This window comes from Oerskovia douganii, from assembly GCF_015142735.1.
GTDB lineage: Bacteria > Actinomycetota > Actinomycetes > Actinomycetales > Cellulomonadaceae > Oerskovia > Oerskovia douganii.
The window spans coordinates 1-21,342 of record NZ_JACSPN010000034.1; the positions used below are offsets into that span (position 1 = coordinate 1).

12 protein-coding genes are annotated in these 21,342 nt (G+C 73.2%); 3 read left to right on the forward strand and 9 right to left on the reverse strand.

What is annotated here, in order from left to right; all coding sequences use genetic code 11:
- Positions 1–176: 176 nt before the first annotated feature.
- Together H9623_RS17735 and H9623_RS17740 are read right to left on the reverse strand one after the other, a co-directional pair.
- Complete coding sequence (locus H9623_RS17735; protein ID WP_191805958.1) at positions 177–467, reverse strand: hypothetical protein; 291 nt, start codon at positions 465–467, stop codon at positions 177–179.
- A gap of 54 nt (positions 468–521) precedes the next feature.
- The gene (locus tag H9623_RS17740) at positions 522–1,130 is read right to left on the reverse strand and encodes a hypothetical protein (protein WP_193721346.1); all 609 of its coding nucleotides are present in this window, start codon (positions 1,128–1,130) and stop codon (positions 522–524) included.
- Positions 1,131–1,543: 413 nt separating this feature from the next.
- On the opposite strand from H9623_RS17740, the gene H9623_RS17745 reads away from it, so the two are divergent.
- Positions 1,544–2,494, forward strand: a complete 951-nt coding sequence (locus H9623_RS17745; RefSeq protein ID WP_193721347.1) for a tetratricopeptide repeat protein — start codon at positions 1,544–1,546, stop codon at positions 2,492–2,494.
- A gap of 101 nt (positions 2,495–2,595) precedes the next feature.
- Here H9623_RS17745 and glgB read toward each other — a convergent pair whose 3' ends face one another.
- From glgB to H9623_RS17770, 5 genes are all read right to left on the reverse strand, one after another.
- Positions 2,596–4,887, reverse strand: a complete 2,292-nt coding sequence (gene glgB / locus H9623_RS17750; protein WP_193721348.1) for a 1,4-alpha-glucan branching protein GlgB — start codon at positions 4,885–4,887, stop codon at positions 2,596–2,598.
- Between the two features lie 115 nt (positions 4,888–5,002).
- Positions 5,003–7,840 carry a glycoside hydrolase family 2 protein gene (locus H9623_RS17755; protein ID WP_321575529.1) on the reverse strand — a complete coding sequence of 946 codons (2,838 nt, stop codon included), beginning with the start codon at positions 7,838–7,840 and terminating at the stop codon, positions 5,003–5,005.
- 135 nt (positions 7,841–7,975) lie between these two features.
- Positions 7,976–9,505 carry a phosphotransferase gene (locus H9623_RS17760; protein ID WP_321575530.1) on the reverse strand — a complete coding sequence of 510 codons (1,530 nt, stop codon included), beginning with the start codon at positions 9,503–9,505 and terminating at the stop codon, positions 7,976–7,978.
- Positions 9,506–9,539: 34 nt separating this feature from the next.
- Positions 9,540–11,342, reverse strand: a complete 1,803-nt coding sequence (gene treS, locus H9623_RS17765; RefSeq protein WP_193721349.1) for a maltose alpha-D-glucosyltransferase — start codon at positions 11,340–11,342, stop codon at positions 9,540–9,542.
- On the reverse strand, positions 11,339–13,384 hold the full coding sequence (locus tag H9623_RS17770) for a maltotransferase domain-containing protein (RefSeq protein ID WP_456093955.1): 2,046 nt from the start codon (positions 13,382–13,384) through the stop codon (positions 11,339–11,341). Before H9623_RS17770 ends, treS begins: the two co-directional genes overlap by 4 nt.
- Positions 13,385–13,615: 231 nt before the next feature.
- On the opposite strand from H9623_RS17770, the gene glgP reads away from it, so the two are divergent.
- The gene (gene glgP / locus H9623_RS17775; RefSeq protein WP_193721351.1) at positions 13,616–16,201 is read left to right on the forward strand and encodes an alpha-glucan family phosphorylase; all 2,586 of its coding nucleotides are present in this window, start codon (positions 13,616–13,618) and stop codon (positions 16,199–16,201) included.
- 145 nt (positions 16,202–16,346) lie between these two features.
- Positions 16,347–17,114: a hypothetical protein gene (locus H9623_RS17780; RefSeq protein WP_193721352.1), complete on the forward strand. Its 768-nt coding sequence runs from the start codon at positions 16,347–16,349 to the stop codon at positions 17,112–17,114.
- 25 nt (positions 17,115–17,139) lie between these two features.
- On the opposite strand, the gene H9623_RS17785 is transcribed toward H9623_RS17780, so the two are convergent.
- Positions 17,140–18,900, reverse strand: a complete 1,761-nt coding sequence (locus H9623_RS17785) for an FAD-binding dehydrogenase (RefSeq protein ID WP_193721353.1) — start codon at positions 18,898–18,900, stop codon at positions 17,140–17,142.
- Between the two features lie 102 nt (positions 18,901–19,002).
- Positions 19,003–21,342 carry a glycogen debranching protein GlgX gene (gene glgX / locus H9623_RS17790; protein ID WP_193721354.1) on the reverse strand — a complete coding sequence of 780 codons (2,340 nt, stop codon included), beginning with the start codon at positions 21,340–21,342 and terminating at the stop codon, positions 19,003–19,005.

A 21,342-nucleotide genomic window follows, 5' to 3' on the forward strand; every position in this document is an offset into this window, starting at 1 on the left:
CCCCCGGGGTGCCTTGGGAGCCCCCAGCACCTCACACGCCCCAGAAGAGCCCACAGAACACGCGAGAGCACACCCACAACCCGCCACCACTCCCCCAACACAACGACGGCGCCCCCACACCCGATGGGGGGTGCAGGAGCGCCGTGGAGGGCCGTCAGAATAACTCGACAAACGAGCTACTGCTCGCTCATCCGCTTCGCTGTCGGGTTGGTCTCTGATGACCTACCAAGGCTTTCCTTGAAGGTCTCGATGATGACGGCGGCGCCAATGAGTGATGCGGCAGTGGGATACATGGTCCATCTTGCAGCGGTCAGTACGTAATTGACCACGACGACTCCCGCGGCGGCGTTCAATCCCCACCACTCGGACATAGCAGCGACGATATCTGGTACGAAGACCATCATGAAGGCTCCGAGGGCAATCAGAATCACCGCCCACTTAATGCACTTCTTCGAAGTCGGATGCACGATCAGCCACTTCTCCCGGTTGGTACTAGCATATGGTCGGCGGGGGCCGCTCGATCACGGCGAGAACTGACCATTGGCACCCTGGGGGGGCGCCATCGACTTTCCCTTGAACTGAGCCGTTGCAATCACTTTACCCCAGGGGACGGTCGCACCACCTGCGGAGCCATCGGAAGCAATTCCGACGCCATACCACTTCGCCCACATGCCGAACTCGCTACCGTTGTAGCCGCTGTAATACCCGAGACCCTGTCCAGCAGCCTTCTGGTTGGTTCCCGGCGTGACGTTGAAGACGTAGGACACCTTCGCCGAGCTGTCGTACCCCCAGATGCTTCCTCCAGTGAAGGCGCCCGACCACGAAACGCCAGCGGTCCAGGTGTGCGCAGCATAGGGGGTGATGTCTGATGTCCGAGCCGCCAGAGGTGCTTGGCCGTTCTCGGTTGCTCCCTGGATTCCCAGGGCCGCCGATACGGCTGCCGGCGAACGCGACGAGAGCATGCTCTGGAGCTGCGCTTCCGAGATGTCGCCGGGAAGGCTGCCATCTGCGTCTGCGATCACGACGACTGTGTCCTCGTCGAGTTCACCCGTGGGATAGAAGGTGGCGCCACCCTCCTCGAGACCGTCCTCTGGGTAAAGAACCAGGTAGTCAGGGTTGGTGTTAAGCACATCACCAGATGCGCTTGCTGGCGTTGTGTCAGATGAACCTGTTGGCAGTGCAGTTGCCGCTGTGGGCGCAACTGCGATAAGCGCTACGGACAGCGCGGCTGCGAGCGATTTACCTTGCATGGTCCCCCCATACTTTGTGGTTGTTGCGCCTCAGTGCGCAACGCGGCCAACGTAGCACAGTTGCCCGAGGCTCACACTTGGCCAAACTGGCCCAAAGTGACACTTTGCGCGCCTCCTACCTGTCTCGGTTGTCGCGTGCATGGTGTCCCTTGGCTGACCTGCGGAAACGTCTCGACGATCCTCCTTCGTGCTTCGAACTTCGACAGCGCCCACACACGAGCTCGAGCGCCGGAAATGGCGACGGGGGCCCCCCCCCCCCGGGGGGGCGACCGGATTCTTCATAGGATGTAGCCATGAGCCAACCGAGCCAGCAGCCGAACTTCGACGTGCGCGGCGCCGTCGACCTGTCGTCCCTGAACCGTCCGTCGGCCCCGCCGCCCGGGACCCCCGGTGGAGCGCCGGAGGCCGGCGGCTACGTCGTGGACGTCACCGAGGAGTCGTTCCCGCAGCTCGTCCAGGACTCGACGCAGTATCCCGTCGTGGTGCTGCTCTGGATCCCGACGGACCAGGCCAACGCGCAGCTGGGCACGGAGCTCGGCACCATCGCCGACGAGTTCGGCGGGCGCTTCCTCCTGGGGCGCGTGGACGCGCAGACGTACCCGCAGATCGCCGCCGCGTTCCAGGTGGAGAGCGTCCCGACGGTCGTCGCGATCGTCGGCGGCCAGCCGGTCCCGCTCTTCCAGGGCGCCGCCGCGGGCGACCAGATCCGTGCGGTCCTGCAGCAGGTGCTGCAGATCGCGGAGGGCAACGGCGTCACGGGACGTGCGCCCGCCCAGGGGGCCCCGGCCGACAGCGAGGCGCCGGCGGAGCAGGTGGCCCCCGAGCCCGAGCTGCCCCCGTTGCACCAGGAGGCGTACGACGCGATCGAGCGCGACGACTTCGACGCGGCCGTCGCGGCCTACGAGAAGGCCATCAAGCAGGACCCCCGCGACCACCTGGCCACGGCCGGGCTCGCGCAGGTCGGGCTGCTGCGCCGCACGCGTGACCTCGACCTGCAGGCCGCGCGCGAGGCGGCGGCGGCACGGCCCACGGACCTCCAGGCGCAGCTCGACGTCGCGGACCTCGACATCCTCGGCGGCAAGGTCGAGGACGCGTTCGGGCGGCTGCTCGACCTCCTGGCGGGCTCGAGCGCCGAGGACAAGGAGACGCTGCGCCGCCGGCTCGTCGACTACTTCGAGATCCTCGGCCCGGCCGACCCCCGGGTGGGCAAGGCCCGACAGCTCCTGGCGATCAACCTGTACTGACGCCCGCGCACGCTGCACGACCGCGGCCGGTCACCTCACGAGGTGACCGGCCGCCGTCGTGCACGGGACGTCCCCGTGGGTTCCCCCCGGGGACGTCGAGGTCAGACGGGCTCCAGGAAGAGCGCCCCGAGCGGGGGGACGCGCAGCGTCGCGGAGTGCGCGCGCCCCTTCCACGGATGGGGCTCCGACCGGACCTCTCCCAGGTTCCCGACGCCCGAGCCGCCGTAGACCTCGGCGTCGGTGTTGAGGATCTCGCGCCACGCGCCGCCCTGCGGCAGCGCGAGCCGGTAGTCCTCGTGCGGGGTGCCCGCGAAGTTCACGACGACCGCGACCTGGTTCCCTGCGGCGTCCCGGCGCAGGTACGCGACGACGTTGTGGTCGCCGTCCTCGGCGTCGAGCCACTCGAAGCCGGCGGGGTCGTGGTCGAGGGCCCACAGCGCGGGCGTGCGCCGGTAGAGGTCGTTGAGGTCCCGCACCTGGCGCTGGACGCCGGCCCGGCCCGGGTCGGCGAGGCCGGCCCAGTCGAGGCTCGCGGCCTCGTTCCACTCCGTGTGCTGGCCGATCTCGCACCCCATGAACAGCAGCTGCTTGCCCGGGTGGGACCACTGGTAGGCGAGGAAGGACCGGACGCCCGCGCGCTTGCGCCAGTCGTCGCCCGGCATCTTGCCGTAGAGCGACCCCTTGCCGTGCACGACCTCGTCGTGGCTGATGGGCAGGACGAACTGCTCGGAGTAGGCGTAGACCATCGAGAACGTGATCTCGTGGTGGTGGTAGCGCCGGTTGATCGGCTCCTCCGCGACGTAGCGCAGCGAGTCGTTCATCCAGCCCATGTTCCACTTGAGGCCGAACCCCAGGCCGCCCTGGTCGGTGGGGCGTGTCACGCCGGGCCAGGCCGTGGACTCCTCGGCGATCATCATGACGCCGGGCGTGCGCCGGTAGGCCGTCGCGTTGGTCTCCTGGAGGAACGCGATGGCCTCGAGGTTCTCGCGCCCGCCGTGCACGTTGGGGTGCCACTGACCGGGGCCGCGCGAGTAGTCGAGGTAGAGCATCGACGCGACGGCGTCGACGCGCAGGGCGTCGACGTGGAACTCCTCGAACCAGTACGTCGCGTTGGCGACGAGGAAGTTGCGCACCTCGTTGCGGCCGAAGTCGAACACGTACGTCCCCCAGTCGGGCTGCTCGCCGCGCAGGGGGTCGGGGTGCTCGTAGAGCGGGGTCCCGTCGAAGCGCGCGAGGGCCCACTCGTCCTTGGGGAAGTGCGCGGGGACCCAGTCGAGGATCACGCCGATCCCGGCCCGGTGCAGGGTGTCGACGAGGTGCCGGAAGTCGTCGGGGTGCCCGAACCGCGACGTCGGCGCGTAGTAGCTCGTGACCTGGTAGCCCCACGAGCCGCCGTAGGGGTGCTCGGCCACGGGCATGAGCTCGACGTGGGTGAAGCCCGTCTCCAGGACGTACGCGGTGAGCTGCTCCGCGAGCTCGCGGTAGCTCAGCCCCTGGCGCCACGAGCCCAGGTGCACCTCGTAGATGCTCACGGGACCCGAGTGCGGGTCCCGCCCGGACCGTCCGGCGAGCCAGGCGTCGTCGGTCCACTCGTGCCCCGAGGTGACCACGACGCTCGCGTTGGCGGGCGGGACCTGCGTGCCCTTCGCGAGGGGGTCCGCCTTCTGGAGCCAGGCGCCGCCCGCGGTGAGGATCTCGTACTTGTAGAGAGCGCCGGGAGCGACGCCCGGCACGAACAGCTCCCACACGCCCGTGCTGCCCAGGGTGCGCATGGCGTGGGTGCTGCCCTGCCAGTGGTTGAAGTCGCCGATGACGCGCACCGCGCGGGCGTTGGGGGCCCAGACCGCGAACGCGGTGCCGCTCGTCGTCCCGGCCGTCCCGGGCTCGCCGAGCGCGCTCGGGTAGACCTTCGGGTTGGCGCCGAGGACGGTCCACAGCTCCTCGTGGCGGCCCTCGCGGATCAGGTGCTGGTCCATCTCGCCGAGCGTCGGCAGGAAGCGGTACGGGTCGTCGAGGAGGGTCGAGGTCTCGCCGTAGCGAGCGCGGACGCGGTAGTCGGGGGCGTGCAGGACCGGCGCGTCGGCGCCGACGACGGGTTCGTCGACGGCCGCGGGCACGACCGCGCACCAGATCCCGTCCTGCTCGTGCGTCGCGGCGAACTCGCCGTCCAGCGTCACGATCGTGACCTCGTCGGCGAGCGGGCGCAGCACGCGGACCGTGGCGGCGGCGCCGGTCCGTCCCCCGGGGAGGGGCACCGCGGTCAGGTGCGGGCCCAGCACCGCGTGCGGGTCGGCCGCCCGGCCCAGGGCGACGGCCGCGAGCACGGCCGGATCGGCCGGCACCACGGGGAGCGGTGGGTGGGAGCTGCTCGGAGGTGTCGATGACCCGGTCATGGCCCAACCTTTCCACGTCGCGGGAGCGCGTGCGGCCAGCCGCGCCGCACGGTGCCCGCGGCGGGGTGGACGGCTGCGGCGTGCCGGGGCCCGAGGGGACGTCGCGGGGCTCGGTTCATCGCGCGACGGGCTGCGCCGAGGGCCCCGCGACGAGCTGGTTCGCGGTCCGCAGCACCCGGCGCGCGGTCAGCGAGAGCGGCGCCTCGGGGCCGAGCGCCGCGGGGACCGACACCGTGAACGTGGCCCGCTCCCCGGGCAGGAGCGTGACGAGCTGGTCGTCCACGGTCGCGCCGGGGTGCACCTTGTCGACCAGCAGCGTCACGTCGCGCACGAGCGTGCGTGCCGTCACGGTGACCTCGTACCGGTGGCCCACGCCGGGTCCGGCGTCCGGGGCGGGCCCACGGATCGACCCGGGCACGGGCAGCGGCACCTCGACGCCCGAGGCGACCTCCCGCACCGCCACGTCCAGCCCGTCGTCGACCAGGGCGCTGTCGCGCGGTTCCGCGAAGAACCACAGCCCGCGCTCGTCGCCCAGGGTCGCGACGACCAGCTCGTCGGGCGTGCTCGCGGCGGACGCGACGTCGTCGGGCAGCAGGAGGGTGCGCGTCTCGCGCGGCGCGAGCCCGACGGCGGTGCCCGCCTCCGCGAGGACCGTCCCGTCGTAGCGCACGCGCCGCTGGACGAGCGTCCCGCTCCACGGGTCCGGCGAGTCGTTGACGACGACCACCGCGAGGGCCGAGGCGCCGCCGGGGAGGGGCGCGCCGCCGTCGGGCCGACGGGGCTGGACCGTGACCAGGCGGTCCCGGTACGCGTGCCGCAGGGCGGACAGCGTGGGCTTGGCGCGGCCCGCGCCGTCGACCGCGGCCCACGACGTGACGGGCCAGCAGTCGTTGAGCTGCCACACGACCGCGCCCGCGCAGCGCGGGCTCCACGAGCGCATGTGCTCGATCCCGACCGTCATGGCGTTCGCCTGGTTGAGCGACATGGCCCAGTGCCAGTCGTCCATGTCGTCGGGCAGCGGGAAGTGGGGGAGCAGCCCGTCGGTCAGCTTGTCGTTGCCCTGCGCGGCCTTCTGGTGCACGAGCATCCCGGGGGACTCGGGCGTGAGCGGGTCGTCGGACAGGGCGTCGCGCAGCGTCGACCACGTGGGTGGGCCCTGCCAGCCGAACTCGGCGACGAAGCGCGCGACGTGGTCGCGGTACACCTCGTAGCCCTTGCGGTTCCAGGCGTCCCAGACGTGCACCGAGCCGTGCGCGTCGAGGTTGGGGTGCAGGTCGAGCGTGCCCGACCACGGGCTGCCGGGCGTGTACGGGCGCCCCGGGTCGAGCTCGGCGAGCAGCGCGGGCAGGAGCTCGGTGTAGTACCCCAGGCCCCAGGTGCGGCCCTGGAGGCGCAGCTGCCAGTCCCAGTCGTGGAAGCCCCACAGGTTCTCGTTGTTGCCGTTCCACAGCACGAGGCTCGGGTGCGGGGCCAGGCGCACCACGTTGTCGCGGACCTCGGCCTCGACCTCACCGCGCAGCGGCTCCTCCTCGGCGTACGTCGAGCACGCGAACAGGAAGTCCTGCCACGTGAGGATGCCGCGCTCGTCGCACAGGTCGTAGAAGTCGTCGGCCTCGTAGATCCCGCCGCCCCAGACGCGCAGCAGGTTGACGTTCGCCTGCTCTGCCTGGGTGATGCGTGCCGCGTACCGCTCGCGCGTCACGCGGTGCGGGAACGCGTCGTCGGGGATCCAGTTGGCGCCGCGCACGAACACGGGCCGCTCGTTGACGACGATCACGAACGACGTGCCGGGCTCGCCGTCGTGCTCGTCGGGGAGCATGTCGAGGCGCACGGTGCGGAAGCCCACGCGGTGGCGCCGCACGTCGAGGGGCCCGACGGCGGGGCGCGCCTCGTGCGCCGGGCTCGCGTCCGACGGCGGCGCGCTCCCGTCGGACGGCTCGGTGGCCCCGGCAGCCCCGGGAGTGGCCAGGAGCTCGACCGCGACCTCGTAGAGCGGCTGCTCGCCGTACCCGCGCGGCCACCACCGGCGCACCACCGGGAGGTCGACGTCGACGACCGTGGACGTCTCCCCGGCCGGGACCCGGGCGGTCGTGACGAGCCCGTCGACGTGGACGGCGACGTGGAGGTCGGCGTGCTGCGGACCGTCGGGACGGTCGTGCCCGGGCGAGCGCTCGACGTCGACGTGCACGGCGAGGCGGCCGGGGACGGGTTGGTCGGCCGGTACCGCGGTGCCGGGGTCGACGACGGTCGCGACGGGCCGCACGGTCGCGAGCCGCGCGCCCGACCACGCCTCGAGCGCGAGCGGCCGCCAGATGCCCGACGTCGCGGTCTCGAGCCCCCAGTCCCACCCGAAGCTGCACGCCATCTTGCGGATCGCGTTGAACGGGTGGGGGTTGGTGTGGGGGCGGTAGCCCATGGCGAGGTTCTGCGCCGCGGCGTACGCGAGCGGTGAGGAGAACCGGACGACGAGCTCGTTGGTGCCGGGGCGCAGGAGCCCGTCGACCGGCAGGCGGTAGGTGCGGTGCTGGTTCGCGGTCTCGGCGAGCACGTGCCCGTTGAGGGTCACGGTCGCGACGGTGTCGAGGCCGTCGGCGACGAGGTCGTGGCGCTCGTGGCCGTCGGGGGCCCACTCGAACGTCGTGCGGTACTCCCAGTCGCAGCGACCGATCCACGCGAGGACGTGCTCGTTGTCGTCGAGGTACGGGTCGGGGACGAGCCCGGCCGCGAGGAGGTCGGTGTGGACGACGCCTGGGACGGTCGCTGGCACCAGGGCGCGCAGGCGGTCCGCGAGGTGGGCGGGGACGGGGCCCGCGACGGCGCGCACGGTCCACCCCGTGTGCAGCTCGCGGCGGGGCGCGGCCGGTCCCGCCGGGGCCGGCCCCGGGACGGTAGGTGATGTCAGCGCTGTCATCGTCGGGGGCACGAGGTCTGCAGAGGCCGGGGCCGAGGTCACGGGGAAGCTCCAGAGAGGTGAGGGGTCGTCGTCGAACCGCGGCACCATCATGCCTGGTGACCGGGCGGTCCCGGCGCAGCCGCCGGCACCGGCACGCCGCGGCGCGGGCCGGCCGGGACGTGCCGCGCGGGAGCCCTACCGCCCGCCCAGCAACCGGTCCACGGCCGTGAGCGGGATGGGCTCCCACGCGGGCCGGTTCCGGGACTCGTACACGACCTCGTACAGCGCCTTGTCGAGGATCAGCGCGCGCAGGATCGCCTCGGTCGTCGCGTCCGAGAGCCCGGCGGTACCGTCGTCCTCGCCGATCGCACGGCGGTACGCCTCGACGAACGCGGTACGCGCCGTCGTCGTCCACCGGGGTGAGCGTGCCCCGCCGACCGCCGCCGCGTAGTCGAGCGAGCGCACGATCCCCGCGACGTCGCGCAACGGCAGGTCCGGGCGCGTGCGCTCGGCCACGGGTCGCAGGGGCTCGCCCTCGAAGTCGAGGACCTTCCACCCGTCCCCGAGCGCGTGCAGGGCCTGGCCCAGGTGCATGTCGCCGTGGATCGCCTGCAGCACGGGCGGCGGCGCGTCCTCGCGGGCCAGGCGGTCGGACACCCCGTCGAGGAACGCCTCGACCTGGTCTGCGCGCCGCCCGAGCGGCAATGAGGACGCGCAGGCCTCACGGGCCCGACGGCGCAGGTCGTCCAGCAGCCAGCCCGCCTCGAGCGGGGGACCGGTGGGAAGGGCCACGCGCAGCGCCCGGTGCATGCTCGCGAGCGTCCGGCCGAGGTCCGCCGCGAGGTCCGCGAACGAGGAGTCCTGGGCCGCGTACGCGCACGCGAGCTCGAACCCGTCGCGGGCGTCCGTCACGAGCTCGCTGAGGATCGCGAGGTGCGCGGTCCGGTCGGGGCCCAGCGCGGGCGCGCCCGACGGCACGTCGAGCGCACCCCACCCGGCCTCGACCCAGCCGAGCGGTCGCGGCACACCGGTCCAGCCCACCCGGGCGAGCGCTGCGGGGACCACGACGTCTGGGTTCGGGCCGATCGCGACGGTCCGCAGGATCTTGAGGATCGAGCCGCCCGCCGTCGCCGGCAGGACCACCGACGAGTTCGACTGCTCGCCACCGACCGGGCGGGCGCCGGACAGGTCCACGAGCAGCGCGCCCGCACCGCCCGGTACGGCACCCGGGTCCCTCGCGCGCTCGAGCGACCCCAGGAGAGCCGCCCACAGGTCGGGGTGCGTGGCGCCGTCGTGCACCGCGAGCGGCGCGTCCGGGCCGCCGCGACCACCCGGGGTGCTCGGCACGAACCCGACGAGGCCCGGCACGGGCGTGCGGGACGTGCCGGACGGGCGCGCCCCGGTCCCTCCCGCGCCGCCCCCGCCCGGGCCCGCGGGGCCGGGGAGGGGACCCGCAGGGGTCAGGACGAGGGGGACCTGGATCACGAGGTCCACCCCCTCGCCCACGATGCGCAGCAGGTGCAGCGTGCACCGGTCCGAGAGCGCGAAGCTCATCCACGGCACGTGGCGCACCACGAGCCCCTTGACCGGGTACCAGCGCTGCGCGGGCAGCCACGCGTCGAGGAGCCCGAGCAGCCGCGCGTCCGGGACCGCGACGCGCTGCGCCGGCCCGAGCGGCCCACGGCCGGCCGCGACGGGCGGGGACGAGACGGTCTTCGGCACCACGTCAGCTCCTTCTGCCGGGCAGGTCGGTGGCCTCCTACGACACCGTGAGCCAGTAGAAGTCCCTCGAGCCCCATGTCATCACGACGTCGCCGTCCTCGCCCACCGAGGGGAACGGTGCACCGCCGAACACGTCCGTGAGCGTCGCGCCCGCGTACTGGGGCAGGTGGACGGTGGCCGTGCGCGCGGTCGCGGCCATGTTCGCGACGCACAGGATGGTCTCGGCCTCGTTGCGGCGCAGGAACGCGAGGATCGACTCGTTGTCCGTCTCGAGCGTGACCTGCTCGCCCGCCCCGAACGCCGGGTGGAGCCTGCGCACCGCGAGCATGCCGTGGACCCAGTGCAGCAACGACGTCGGCTGCGCGAGCTGCCCCTCGACGTTGACGTTGCCGTAGTTGTGCACGAGCGACTGGATCGGCGGCAGGTACAGCTTGCCCGGGTCCGCGGTGGAGAACCCCGCGTTGCGGTCGGGCGTCCACTGCATGGGCGTGCGGACGGCGTCCCGGTCCGGGAGCCAGATGTTGTCACCCATCCCGATCTCGTCGCCGTAGTACAGGCACGGGCTGCCGGGCAGGGACAGCAGCAGGGCGTGCGCGAGCTCGATCTCCTTGCGCGAGTTGTCCAGCAGCGGCGCCAGGCGTCGACGGATGCCGACGTTCGCGCGCATGCGCGGGTCCTGCGCGTACCAGCCGTACATCGACGCGCGCTCCTCGGTCGAGACCATCTCGAGCGTGAGCTCGTCGTGGTTGCGCAGGAACGTGCTCCACTGGGCGCCCGCCGGGATGGGCGGGGTGTCGCGCAGGATGTCGACGACCTGGTTGGCCCGCTGGTCCCGGATCGCGTAGAAGATGCGCGGCATGACGGGGAAGTGGAAGCACATGTGGCACTCGGGTGCGTCCTCGCTGCCGAAGTAGTCGACGACCTCGGCCGGCCACTGGTTCGCCTCCGCGAGGATGATCCGGCCCGGGAACTCGGTGTCGACCATCTCGCGCACGCGGCGCAGGAACGCGTGCGTCTGGGGCAGGTTCTCGCAGTTGGTGCCCTCGGCCTCGAACAGGTAGGGGACCGCGTCGAGCCGGAACCCGTCGACCCCGACCTGGAGCCAGAACCTCGTCACGTCGAGCATGGCGTCCGCGACGCGCGGGTTCTCGAAGTTGAGGTCCGGCTGGTGCGAGAAGAACCGGTGCCAGAAGTACTGGCGCCGCACCGGGTCGAACGTCCAGTTGCTCGTCTCGGTGTCCACGAAGATGATGCGGGCGTCCTCGTAGCGCGTGTTGTCGTCGCTCCACACGTAGAAGTCGCCGTACGGGCCCTCGGGGTCGGCGCGCGACGCCTGGAACCACGGGTGCTGGTCGCTCGTGTGGTTCATGACCAGGTCGATCACGATCCGGATGCCGCGCGAGTGCGCCTCCGCGATGAGCTCGGTGAAGTCGGCCATGGTGCCGTACTGCCCCGCGATCGCCGTGTAGTCCGCGACGTCGTACCCGCCGTCGCGCAGGGGCGACGGGTAGAAGGGCGGCAGCCACAGGGCGTCGATCCCGAGCCACTCGAGGTAGTCGAGGCGCTCGATCAACCCGCGCAGGTCGCCCGAGCCGTCGCCCGACGAGTCGGAGAACGCGCGGACCAGGACCTCGTAGAACACGGCCGTCCTGTACCAGGACGGGTCGGACGACAGACCCGAGCGCTGGGCGAGCGGAGCCGCGGGCTGGCGTCGCGGTGGCAGCGCGCCGACCGGCAGAGGGGCGGTGGTCGGGGCCACGGGGACCGGGCCCGCAGCCGGGCCGGTCGCGCGCACGCCCGGGCCTGCCGCGGGGCCGCCCGAGTACGGGGAGGTGCTCATGGCGTCCTCACGTGGATGACGTGCGCCACCTGCTCCTGCGGGACGAGCTTGACGTAGACGTCCCGGCCCCAGCCGTAGGAGGCGCCCGAGAGCAGGTCGTGCGCCACGAACTGCTGCTCGGCGTCCAGCCCCAGCGCGCCGAGGTCGAGGTGGACCATCGACTCCTGCGTGCCCCACGGGTCGAGGTTCACGACCACGATCACGGTGTCGGCAGGCTCGACCGCCCCCGTGGGCGACACGCGCTCGGGCAGGTGCCGCGAGAACGCGAGGACGTGGTCGTTGGTCGTGGGGTGGACCGTGAGGTTGCGGAGCTGGCGCAGCGCGGGGTGCTCGCGTCGCACCTCGTTGAGGCGGGTCAGGAGGGCCGAGATGCCGATCTCCTCGGCGAGCGCCCAGTCGCGCGGCCTGTACTCGTACTTCTCGTTGTCGATCTGCTCCTCGACGCCGGGGCGCGGCACGTTCTCGACCAGCTCGTAGCCCGAGTAGATGCCCCACGTGGGCGAGCCGAGCGCTGCGAGCACGGCCCGTACCGCGAATCCCGCGACCCCTCCGTGCTGGAGGTAGGGCGGCAGGATGTCGTGCGTCGTGGGCCAGAAGCTGGGGCGCATGTAGCTCCCTGCGGGCCCCGAGACCTCGGTCAGGTACTCCGCGAGCTCGGTCTTCTCGTTGCGCCACGTGAAGTACGTGTACGACTGGTGGAACCCGATGCGCGCGAGCGTGTGCATCATCGCGGGCTTGGTGAACGCCTCCGACAGGAAGATCACCTCGGGGTTCGTCGCGCGCACCTCGGCCAGCAGCCACTCCCAGAACGGGAGGGGCTTGGTGTGCGGGTTGTCGACGCGGAACGCCGTGACGCCGCGCGCGATCCACACCCGCACCACGCGCAGCACCTCGGCGTAGATGCCCGCCGGGTCGTTGTCGAAGTTCAGCGGGTAGATGTCCTGGTACTTCTTGGGCGGGTTCTCGGCGTAGGCGATCGAGCCGTCGACGCGCGTCGTGAACCACTCGGGGTGCTCGGTGACCCACGGATGGTCGGGCGAGCACTGGAGCGCGAGGTCGAGCGCGACCTCCATGCCCAGGCGGCGGGCCTCCTTCACGAACGCCTTGAACGAGCGCTCGGTGCCCAGCTCGGGGTGGATCGCGTCGTGCCCGCCGTCCTTCGAGCCGATCGCGTAGGGCGACCCCGGGTCGCCCGGCAGCGCGGTCAGCGAGTTGTTGCGGCCCTTGCGGTGCGTGGTCCCGATGGGGTGCACGGGCGTCAGGTAGACCATGTCGAAGCCCATCGCGGCGATCGCGGGCAGTCGCTTGGCGGCCGTCGTGAACGTCCCGGACCTCCAGGTCCCGTCCTTGAGGCGCCGCGCGCCCTCGGAACGGGGGAACATCTCGTACCAGGCCCCGGCCAGCGCTTGCGGCCGGTCCACCTGCAGGGGGTACGTGCCCGACGGCGTCACGAGGTCCCGCAGGGGAGCGCGTCCCAGGGCCTCGCGCACCTCGGGCGACAGGGCTGCCGCGAGCCGCGCCGGGGAGGGGCGGGAGGCGTCCGCGAGGGCTGCTGCGCCGTCGCGCAGGGTCTTCGCGTCCTGCGGCTCCCGGCCTGCGACGGTGCTGATGCGCTCGAAGAGCGCGACACCCTCGGCCAGCATGAGCTCGACGTCGACGCCTGCCGCGACCTTGATCGCGGCGTCGTGCGCCCACGTGCCGTACGGGTCGGACCACGCCTCGACCCGGAACGACCAGGCGCCCGGCGCGTCGGGCGAGAGCGTCGCGCGGAAGCGGTCGAGCCCCGGGGCCACGTCGACCATGCGTGCCCACGAGTGGTCCGTGCCGTCGGGGGCGACGAGCACGGCGGTCGCGGCGACGGCGTCGTGCCCCTCGCGGAACACCGTGGCCTCGACCGGGACGACCTCGCCCACCGCGGCCTTCGCGGGCCAGCGACCGCCCTCGACCACGGGCGACACCTCGAGGACCGGGATGCGCCCGATCGGGGCGGCCGGGGCGGTCGGGGGAGCGGGAACGGTCGCCGGAGCGGCGGGGGACACGATCGAGGGGGCGGTCGGTCGGGCCGCCGACGCGGTGGTCACAGGGCTCGTGGAGTTCTCAGGCACGTGCACAACGTATCGAGCGGGACCGAGGTCCGGCACGTGCTGGGCTGGTGTGGCGCGCAACCCGCGGAGCCCGGCCGCCCGACGCACGGGTGAAAGACGCACCGGCCGCCGGGAGCACCTGGTGGGTAGAGGGTGTACAGCGGCCCGCAGTTGCGTACTGTCGGTCCCGTGAGAGCGATCAGACGTTTCACCGTCCGCACCGTCCTGCCCGCCGAGCTGCACGACCTCGACGAGCTGTCCCTCAACCTGCGCTGGTCCTGGCACACCCCGACCCGCGAGCTCTTCTCCGGCATCGACCCGCAGCTGTGGGAGTCCGTGAAGCGCGACCCGGTCGCGCTGCTGGGGGCGCTCGGTCCCGACCGCCTCGCGGCGCTCGCGGCCGACCAGGTCTTCGTCGACCGGGTGCGCGCGGCAGCGGCAGACCTGCACCGCTACCTGCAGGACCCCCTCTGGTACCAGGAGCAGGTCGCGGGCGGCGAGGAGCTCCCCGCGGCGATCGCCTACTTCTCGCCCGAGTACGGCATCACCTCGGTCCTGCCGCAGTACTCGGGCGGGCTCGGCATCCTCGCGGGCGACCACCTCAAGAGCGCGTCCGACCTGGGCGTGCCCATCGTCGGCGTCGGGCTGCTGTACGGCGCGGGCTACTTCCGCCAGTCCCTCACGCGCGACGGCTGGCAGGTCGAGACCTACCCGCTGCTCGACCCCGACGGCCTGCCGCTGACGATCCTGCGCGAGGACGACGGCACGCCCGCCCGCGTCTCGATCGACCTGCCCGGCGGGCGCGTGCTGCACGCGCACGTGTGGGTCGCGGCGGTCGGCCGGGTGCCGCTGCTGCTGCTCGACTCCAACGTGCCGGGCAACGACGAGGCAGCCCGCAAGGTCACCGACCGCCTCTACGGTGGCGGCGGCGAGCACCGCCTGCAGCAGGAGCTGCTGCTCGGCGTCGGCGGCGTGCGCGCGCTGCGCGTGTGGTCGCGGCTGACCGGGGCCCCCGAGCCCGAGGTCTACCACACCAACGAGGGCCACGCCGGGTTCCTGGGCGTCGAGCGCATCCGCGAGCTCGTGGCCGGTCAAGGGCTCTCGTTCGACGCGGCGCTCGAGGCCGTGCGGGCCGCGACCGTCTTCACCACGCACACGCCCGTGCCCGCGGGCATCGACCGGTTCGGCCGTGACCTGATCTCGCAGTACTTCGGCGGAGACAACCAGATCCCCGGGATCGACCTCGACCAGGTCCTCGCGCTCGGCGCCGAGGACTACGAGGGCGGCGACCCGACGGTCTTCAACATGGCCGTCATGGGACTGCGCCTGGGCGGGCGCGCCAACGGCGTCTCGCTCCTGCACGGCGAGGTCTCCCGCGGCATGTTCAACGGGCTCTGGCCGGGCTTCGACGCGCGCGAGGTCCCCATCACGTCCGTGACCAACGGCGTGCACTCGCCCACGTGGGTCGACCCCCGGATGGCGGCGCTCGAGGCGGACCGGCTGGGGCTCGACGAGCTCACGGCCGACACGGCGTCGTCGGGATGGCTCGACCCCGCCCGGGTGAGCGACGAGGAGCTGTGGGGCATGCGCCGCGAGCTGCGCGGGCAGCTCGTCGACGAGGCCCGCAACCGGCTGCGCAGGTCCTGGCGCGAGCGCGGGGCCAGCCCCGCCGAGCTCGGCTGGGTCGACGACGCGCTCTCGCCCGACGTCCTGACCATCGGGTTCGCGCGCCGCGTGCCCACCTACAAGCGCCTCACGCTCATGCTGCGCGACCCGGATCGCCTGCGCTCGCTGCTGCTCGACCCCGAGCGGCCCGTCCAGCTCGTCGTCGCCGGCAAGTCCCACCCCGCCGACGACCAGGGCAAGCGCCTCATCCAGCAGCTCGTCCGGTTCACCGACGAGCACGACGTGCGCGGTCGCATCGTGTTCCTGCCGAACTACGACATCGGGATGGCGCAGTCGTTGTACCCGGGCTGCGACGTGTGGCTCAACAACCCGCTGCGCCCGCTCGAGGCCAGCGGCACGTCGGGCATGAAGTCCGCGCTCAACGGCGGTCTCAACCTGTCGATCCTCGACGGGTGGTGGGACGAGTGGTACGACGGCGAGAACGGCTGGGCCATCCCGACGGCCGACGGCGTCGAGGACAACGACCGGCGGGACGACCTCGAGGCGGCCGCGCTGTACGACCTCGTCGAGACCCAGGTCGCGGCCCGGTTCTACGACCGTGACGAGCGGGGCGTGCCGGTGCGCTGGCTCCAGATGGTGCGGCACACGCTCGCGACCCTGGGACCGAAGGTCCAGGCCACGCGCATGGTCGCCGACTACGTGCACCGCCTGTACGGGCCCGCCGCGGTCGTGGGGCGCACGCTCAACGGGCCGGGGTTCGGGCCTGCGCGCGAGCTCGCCGAGTGGAAGCAGCACGTGCGCGGCGACTGGTCGCACGTACGGGTCGACCACGTCGAGTCGAGCGGGGTCCGCGAGGTGCCGCAGGTCGGCGACCTCCTGTCCGTGCGGGCCTACGTGTCGCTCGGGAACCTGTCGCCCGACGACGTCGAGGTGCAGGTGGTGCACGGGCGGGTGACGGAGGCCGACGTGATCGAGTCGTTCACGGCCGAGCCGCTCGAGCTCGCCGAGACCTACGAGGGCGGGCGGGCGGCGTTCGCCCGGGCCGTGCGCCTGGAGGCGTCGGGCGCGTTCGGGTACACCGTGCGGATCGTGCCCCGGCACGAGGGGCTCGCGAGCGTCGCGGAGCTGGGGCTGGTCGCGAACGCCTGACCGCCCTCGGTACCGAGGTGGAGGCCTGCCGCCCGGACAGCGGGCTGCAGGCCTCCGTCTCGTCGCCAGGCATTCCGTGGAGGACCGTCGTCGCGTCCGGGGGCGGCGGCTGGCCGGGCGCCCTCGCCGCGGCTAGGTTCGCCTCATGCCCGACGACGCCGCTCACCGCCCCGACCTCCCGCCGCCCTTCCCGGGGGTCGCCTGGGACGACGACCCGTCGGCCGGGGACTGGATCGGGCCTCGCCTGGGGAAGTGGGCGACCGTGGCGTCGTGCGTGCCGTCAGGGTTCGCGGCGTACGCGCGCATCCCCGACACGCCCGCGTGGGCCGTGGGGGACGAGGGCATGGGGTCGCTCTACCTGGGGGCCGGCCCGGCCGCTGCGGGACCCGAGCAGATGGACCTTCTCCTCGAGGTCCTCGCGCCGTTCACGGGCGACCAGGGGTGCCATTTCGCGCTGTGGACCGGGTACGGGTGGCTGTACGACCACGGGACACGGCCCGAGGACTCGACGTCGTACGCCGTGCTGACGTACGCGATCGACGACGTGGGTGAGGGGGACGCGCCGGGCTCGTCGCTCGCCCTGGCGCAGGCGGAGGCCGAGGCCCGGGTGCGAGCGCTGCGGGCCGCGCACCAGGTCGAGCGGCCCTCGGCGCCGATGCTCGCGCTGCCGCACCGCGACTACCACCTGTGGCACGGCCCGCTCGCGCAGGCGACGGCCTTCGCCACGCTCCAGCAGTCGCCGAACCTGTGGTGGCCCGACGACCGGTCGTGGTTCGTGTGCAGCGAGATCGACAGCGTGGCCACCGACCTCGGGGGCAGCGAGGAGCTCGTCGAGGCACTGCTCGCGGTGCCCGGGCTGCGTGCGGCGCGCGTGAGCCCGACGGACCGCGTGCAGGGCCCGACGGACTGGTGACGGGCGCACGCGCTGGTCCGCGGCGCTACAGGCTGCGCGCGAGCGCGCGCCCCACGGTCCGCCCCGAGAACAGGCACCCGCCGAGGAACGTCCCCTCGAGCGCCCGGTGGCCGTGCACGCCACCGCCGCCGAACCCGGCGGCCTCGCCCGCGGCGTACAGCCCCTCGAACACCGAGCCGTCGGGGTGCAGCACGCGGCCCTCGGTGTCGGTGTGCAGGCCGCCGAGCGTCTTGCGGGTGAGCACCGAGAGCCGGACCGCGAGCAGGGGCCCGTCCTGGGGCGTCGTGAGCGGGCGGGGCGGGGACACGCGGATGACGCGGTCGACGAAGAACTTGCGGGCCATCGCGGTCGCCACGACCTGGTGGTCCTTGCCGAGCCCCGACCGCACCTGCTCGTCGCGCAGCCGCACGAGCCGTTCGAGCTCTGCCGCGTCGATGTGACCCTGCGACCCGGGGGTCGCCGCCGTGAGGGCGTTCATCCCGGCCGCGAGCTCGGTCGGGGTCTGGCCCCACACGAACTCGGGGGACTCGGCCGCGAACCGTGCGACCGGCCCGACGGCCCCGGGCAGGACCCGTTGCGCGAGGAGCCGCACGCTGCGACCGGTCAGGTCGGGGTTCTGCTCCGAGCCCGACAGCGCGAACTCGCTGTCCATGATGGCCTTGTTGAGCACGAACCAGGAGTGGTCGTCGGCGCGGCCCGTGACGTGCTGGAGCGATCCCAGCGCGTCGAACCCGGGGAAGAGGGGGGAGGGCAGCCGGTGGCCGTGCGCGTCGACCCACAGCGACGAGGGGCCGGGCAGGATGCGGATGCCGTGGTCGGTCCACACGGGCGAGTGGTTCGCGATGCCCTCGGGGTAGTGCCACATGCGGTCCTCGTGGACCAGGGCCGCGCCCGCGTCGCGTGCGACGCCGAGCATCAGGCCGTCGGTCGAGTCGGGCACGCCCGAGAGCATGCGCGCGGGCAGCACCCCGGCGGACGCGGGCCAGTGCGAGCGGACCAGGTCGTGGTTCGCGCCGATCCCCCCGGAGGCGACGACGACGGCGCTCGCGGACAGCTCGACCTCGCCCACGACGTCGCGCACCGAGGGCACCCCACGTCCGACCGGGTCGTCGGCAAGGACTTCCGCCCGCACCCCGGTGACGGCGCCGTCGGTCACCACGAGCCCGGTCACCCGGTGACGGAAGCGGACGTCGAGCAGTCCCGCGGCGCGGGCGTCGAGGGCTGCGCGCACGAAGGGTTCGAGGATGCCGGGACCCGTCCCCCACGTGACGTGGAAGCGCGGCACGCTGTTGCCGTGGCCCCCCGCGGGGTAGCCACCCCGCTCGGCCCACTGGACGAGCGGGAACCAGCGCACCCCCTTGGCGTGCAGCCACGGGCGCAGGTCACCTGCGGCGAAGTCGACGAAGCCCTGGGCCCAGGCGTAGCCCCAGCGGTCGGGGCCCTGGCCCTCGGCGGCCCCGGGGGCGAAGTTCGCCGAGCCCAGCCAGTCGTCGAACGCGAGGTCGGGGGAGTCCTTGACGCCCAGACGGCGCTGCTCGGGGGAGTCGACGAGGAACAGCCCGCCGAAGGACCACCAGGCCTGGCCGCCCAGGCTCGCGGCGGGTTCCTGGTCGAGCAGGATCACGCGTCGGCCCGCGGCCGTGAGCTCGGTCGCGGCGACGAGCCCGGACAGGCCCGCGCCGACGACCACGACCTCGGCCGAGTCGGTCGGGCCGGGGCTGGGAGCGCTCCCGTGCGTCGGGGCGGAGGAGGGCGTGCCGGGGATGCTGACGTCGTTGTCACTCATGCGCAGAGACTAGACCCCGCGCCGTCTGCGAGGTAGAGGCTTCGCGTCGAGGCGGCGGTCCGGAGCCCTCCGCATCACCGCGAGCCCTCTGCCCCGGCGCCCTCAGCGGTGGTCGGTCGAGACGTAGACCTGCAGGCTGAGCGGCTCCAGCAGCGCGGCCGCACCCTGCCCACCGAGCACCTCCGGGGCCCCCTCCCGGGCGCGCTCGGCCGGGTGCTCCCAGTCGGAGTCCCACACGAGGTCCCACGCGGGCGCCCGCCCGTCCCCGACAGGCCCGGTGCCCGGGTCCCCGCCCGCCTCGTCGGCCTCGTCGGCCGGCCCGCCGGCCGTCCGCCCCGGCACGTCCGCGAGCACGACCTCGACCGTGTCGAGCGACCCGTTGAGCACGAGGAGCACGTCGTGGTCCCCGGCGCGCGGACCCGTGCGCAGCATCTGCAGGACGCGGAAGCCGGGGTCGTGCCAGGCCGCGTGGTCGAGGGGGTGGCCTGCGGCGTCGAACCACGCGAGGTCCGGCACCGCGTCCCCGGCGGCGTGCCGCGGCCGACCGTGGAAGAACGTCTCGCTGCGCAGCGCGGCGTGCTCGCGGCGCAGGGCCAGGAGGTGGGTCGTGGTCGCGAGCAGGTCCTTGCGCCAGGGCGACAGGTCCCAGCTCACCCACGACACGGGCCCGTCCTGGCAGTACGCGTTGTTGTTGCCGCGCTGGGTGCGTCCCATCTCGTCGCCCGCGGTGAGCATGGGAGTGCCTGCCGCGAGGACCTGGGTCGCCATGAGGTTGCGGATCGAGCGGCGGCGCAGGGGCGCGATCTCGACGCCCGGCTCGAGCCCCTCGATCGTCGCGTCCTCGTTCGCCAGCCGCCCTTCGACGCCGTGGTTCCAGGACCGGTTGTCGTCGCTGCCGTCGCGGTTGCCCTCGCCGTTGGCCTCGTTGTGCTTGTGCTCGTAGGCGACGAGGTCGGCGAGCGTGAACCCGTCGTGCGCGGTGACGAAGTTGATCGAGGCCACGGGCCCGCGCATGAGAGGCGGGTCGCTGTGGCCGAAGAGGTCCGCGGACCCGGCCAGACGGGTCGCGAGCTCGCGCACGCCCTGGCCGGGGCGTCCGTGCGAGGCCTCGCGCGGGTCGGCGAGCCAGAACTGGCGCACGGCCCCGCGGAAGCGGTCGTTCCACTCGGCCAGGGGGGCCGGGAACTGGCCGGTGCGCCAACCACCGGGGCCGACGTCCCAGGGCTCCGCGACCAGCTTGAGCCCGTTCAGGACCGGGTCGGTCTGGAGCGCGACGAGGAACGGGTGGTCGGGGTCGAACCCCGCGGGCCCGCGGGCCAGGGTCACGGCGAGGTCGAACCGGAAGCCGTCGACGCCGACCTCCTGCGCCCACCAGCGCAGCGAGTCGAGCGTCATCTGCACCACGCGGGGGCGGCGGAAGTCGAGGCTGTTCCCCGTCCCGGTGACGTCGGCCAGCCGGGCCGGGGTCGCGCCGTCGTGCAGGTAGTGCACGGGGTTGTCGAGACCGCGCCACGACAGGTGCGGCCCGTCGGCGCCGCCCTCGCACGTGTGGTTGTGCACGACGTCGAGGATCACCTCGAGCCCGGCCTCGTGCAGCAGGTGCACCATGCCGCGCACCTCGTCGACGACGGCGCCGGGCCCGGCCTCCTGCGCGGCCCGCGTCGCGTACGGGGCATGGGGGGCGAAGAAGCCTGCGGTCGAGTACCCCCAGTAGTTCGTCAGGCCCTTGGCGACCAGGTGCGGCTCGGTGAGGAAGGCGTGGATCGGCAGGAGCTCGACCGTCGTGACGCCCAGGTCCTTGAGGTGCGCGATCGTCGCAGGGTGCGCGAGGCCCGCGTACGTGCCGCGCAGGTCCTCGGGCACCGCGTCGAGCCGCATGGTCAGGCCCCGCACGTGGGCCTCGTAGACGACCGTGTCGGCCCACGGGACGTGCGGGCGACGCACGGGTGCGTGCCCCGTGCGCGGGGCGACGACGACCGAGTGCGGCACGTGCGCGGCCGAGTCCCGCGGGTCGGCGGGACCGTAGACGTCCCCCACGAGAGCCCCTGAGGCGTCGCGCTCGACCACGTGCCCCCGCGTCGAGGGGTCGTCGTCGAGCTCGCCCACGAGCCCGTGCGCGTACGGGTCGAGGAGCAGCTTCGCCGGGTTGTACCGGAGACCGGCCGCGGGGTCCCACGGCCCCTCGGCCCGGAGGCCGTAGCGCTGCCCCTCGCCCACACCCGGGACGTGACCGTGCCAGACGCCGTAGGTCGGCCCGTCGAGGGCGACGCGGCGCTCGCGGAGCTCGCCGTCGGGCGAGACGTCGAGCAGGCACAGGTGCACGGCGCTCGCGTGCGACGCGAGCACGGCGACGTCGACACCGTCACCGGCGAGGTGGACACCGAGAGGCGGGACCGGACCGTGGGAGGGGCGGGGGCGGGGAGCGGGGACGAGCGTCGGCAC

Excerpts from the sequence above, each read along its gene's own strand:
- H9623_RS17785 (WP_193721353.1), bottom strand. The coding sequence starts at position 18,900 with ATGAGTGACAACGACGTCAGCATCCCCGGCACGCCCTCCTCCGCCCCG.
- glgB (WP_193721348.1), bottom strand. The coding sequence starts at position 4,887 with ATGACCGGGTCATCGACACCTCCGAGCAGCTCCCACCCACCGCTCCCC.
- H9623_RS17745 (WP_193721347.1), top strand. The coding sequence starts at position 1,544 with ATGAGCCAACCGAGCCAGCAGCCGAACTTCGACGTGCGCGGCGCCGTC.
- treS (WP_193721349.1), bottom strand. The coding sequence starts at position 11,342 with ATGAGCACCTCCCCGTACTCGGGCGGCCCCGCGGCAGGCCCGGGCGTG.
- H9623_RS17780 (WP_193721352.1), top strand. The coding sequence starts at position 16,347 with ATGCCCGACGACGCCGCTCACCGCCCCGACCTCCCGCCGCCCTTCCCG.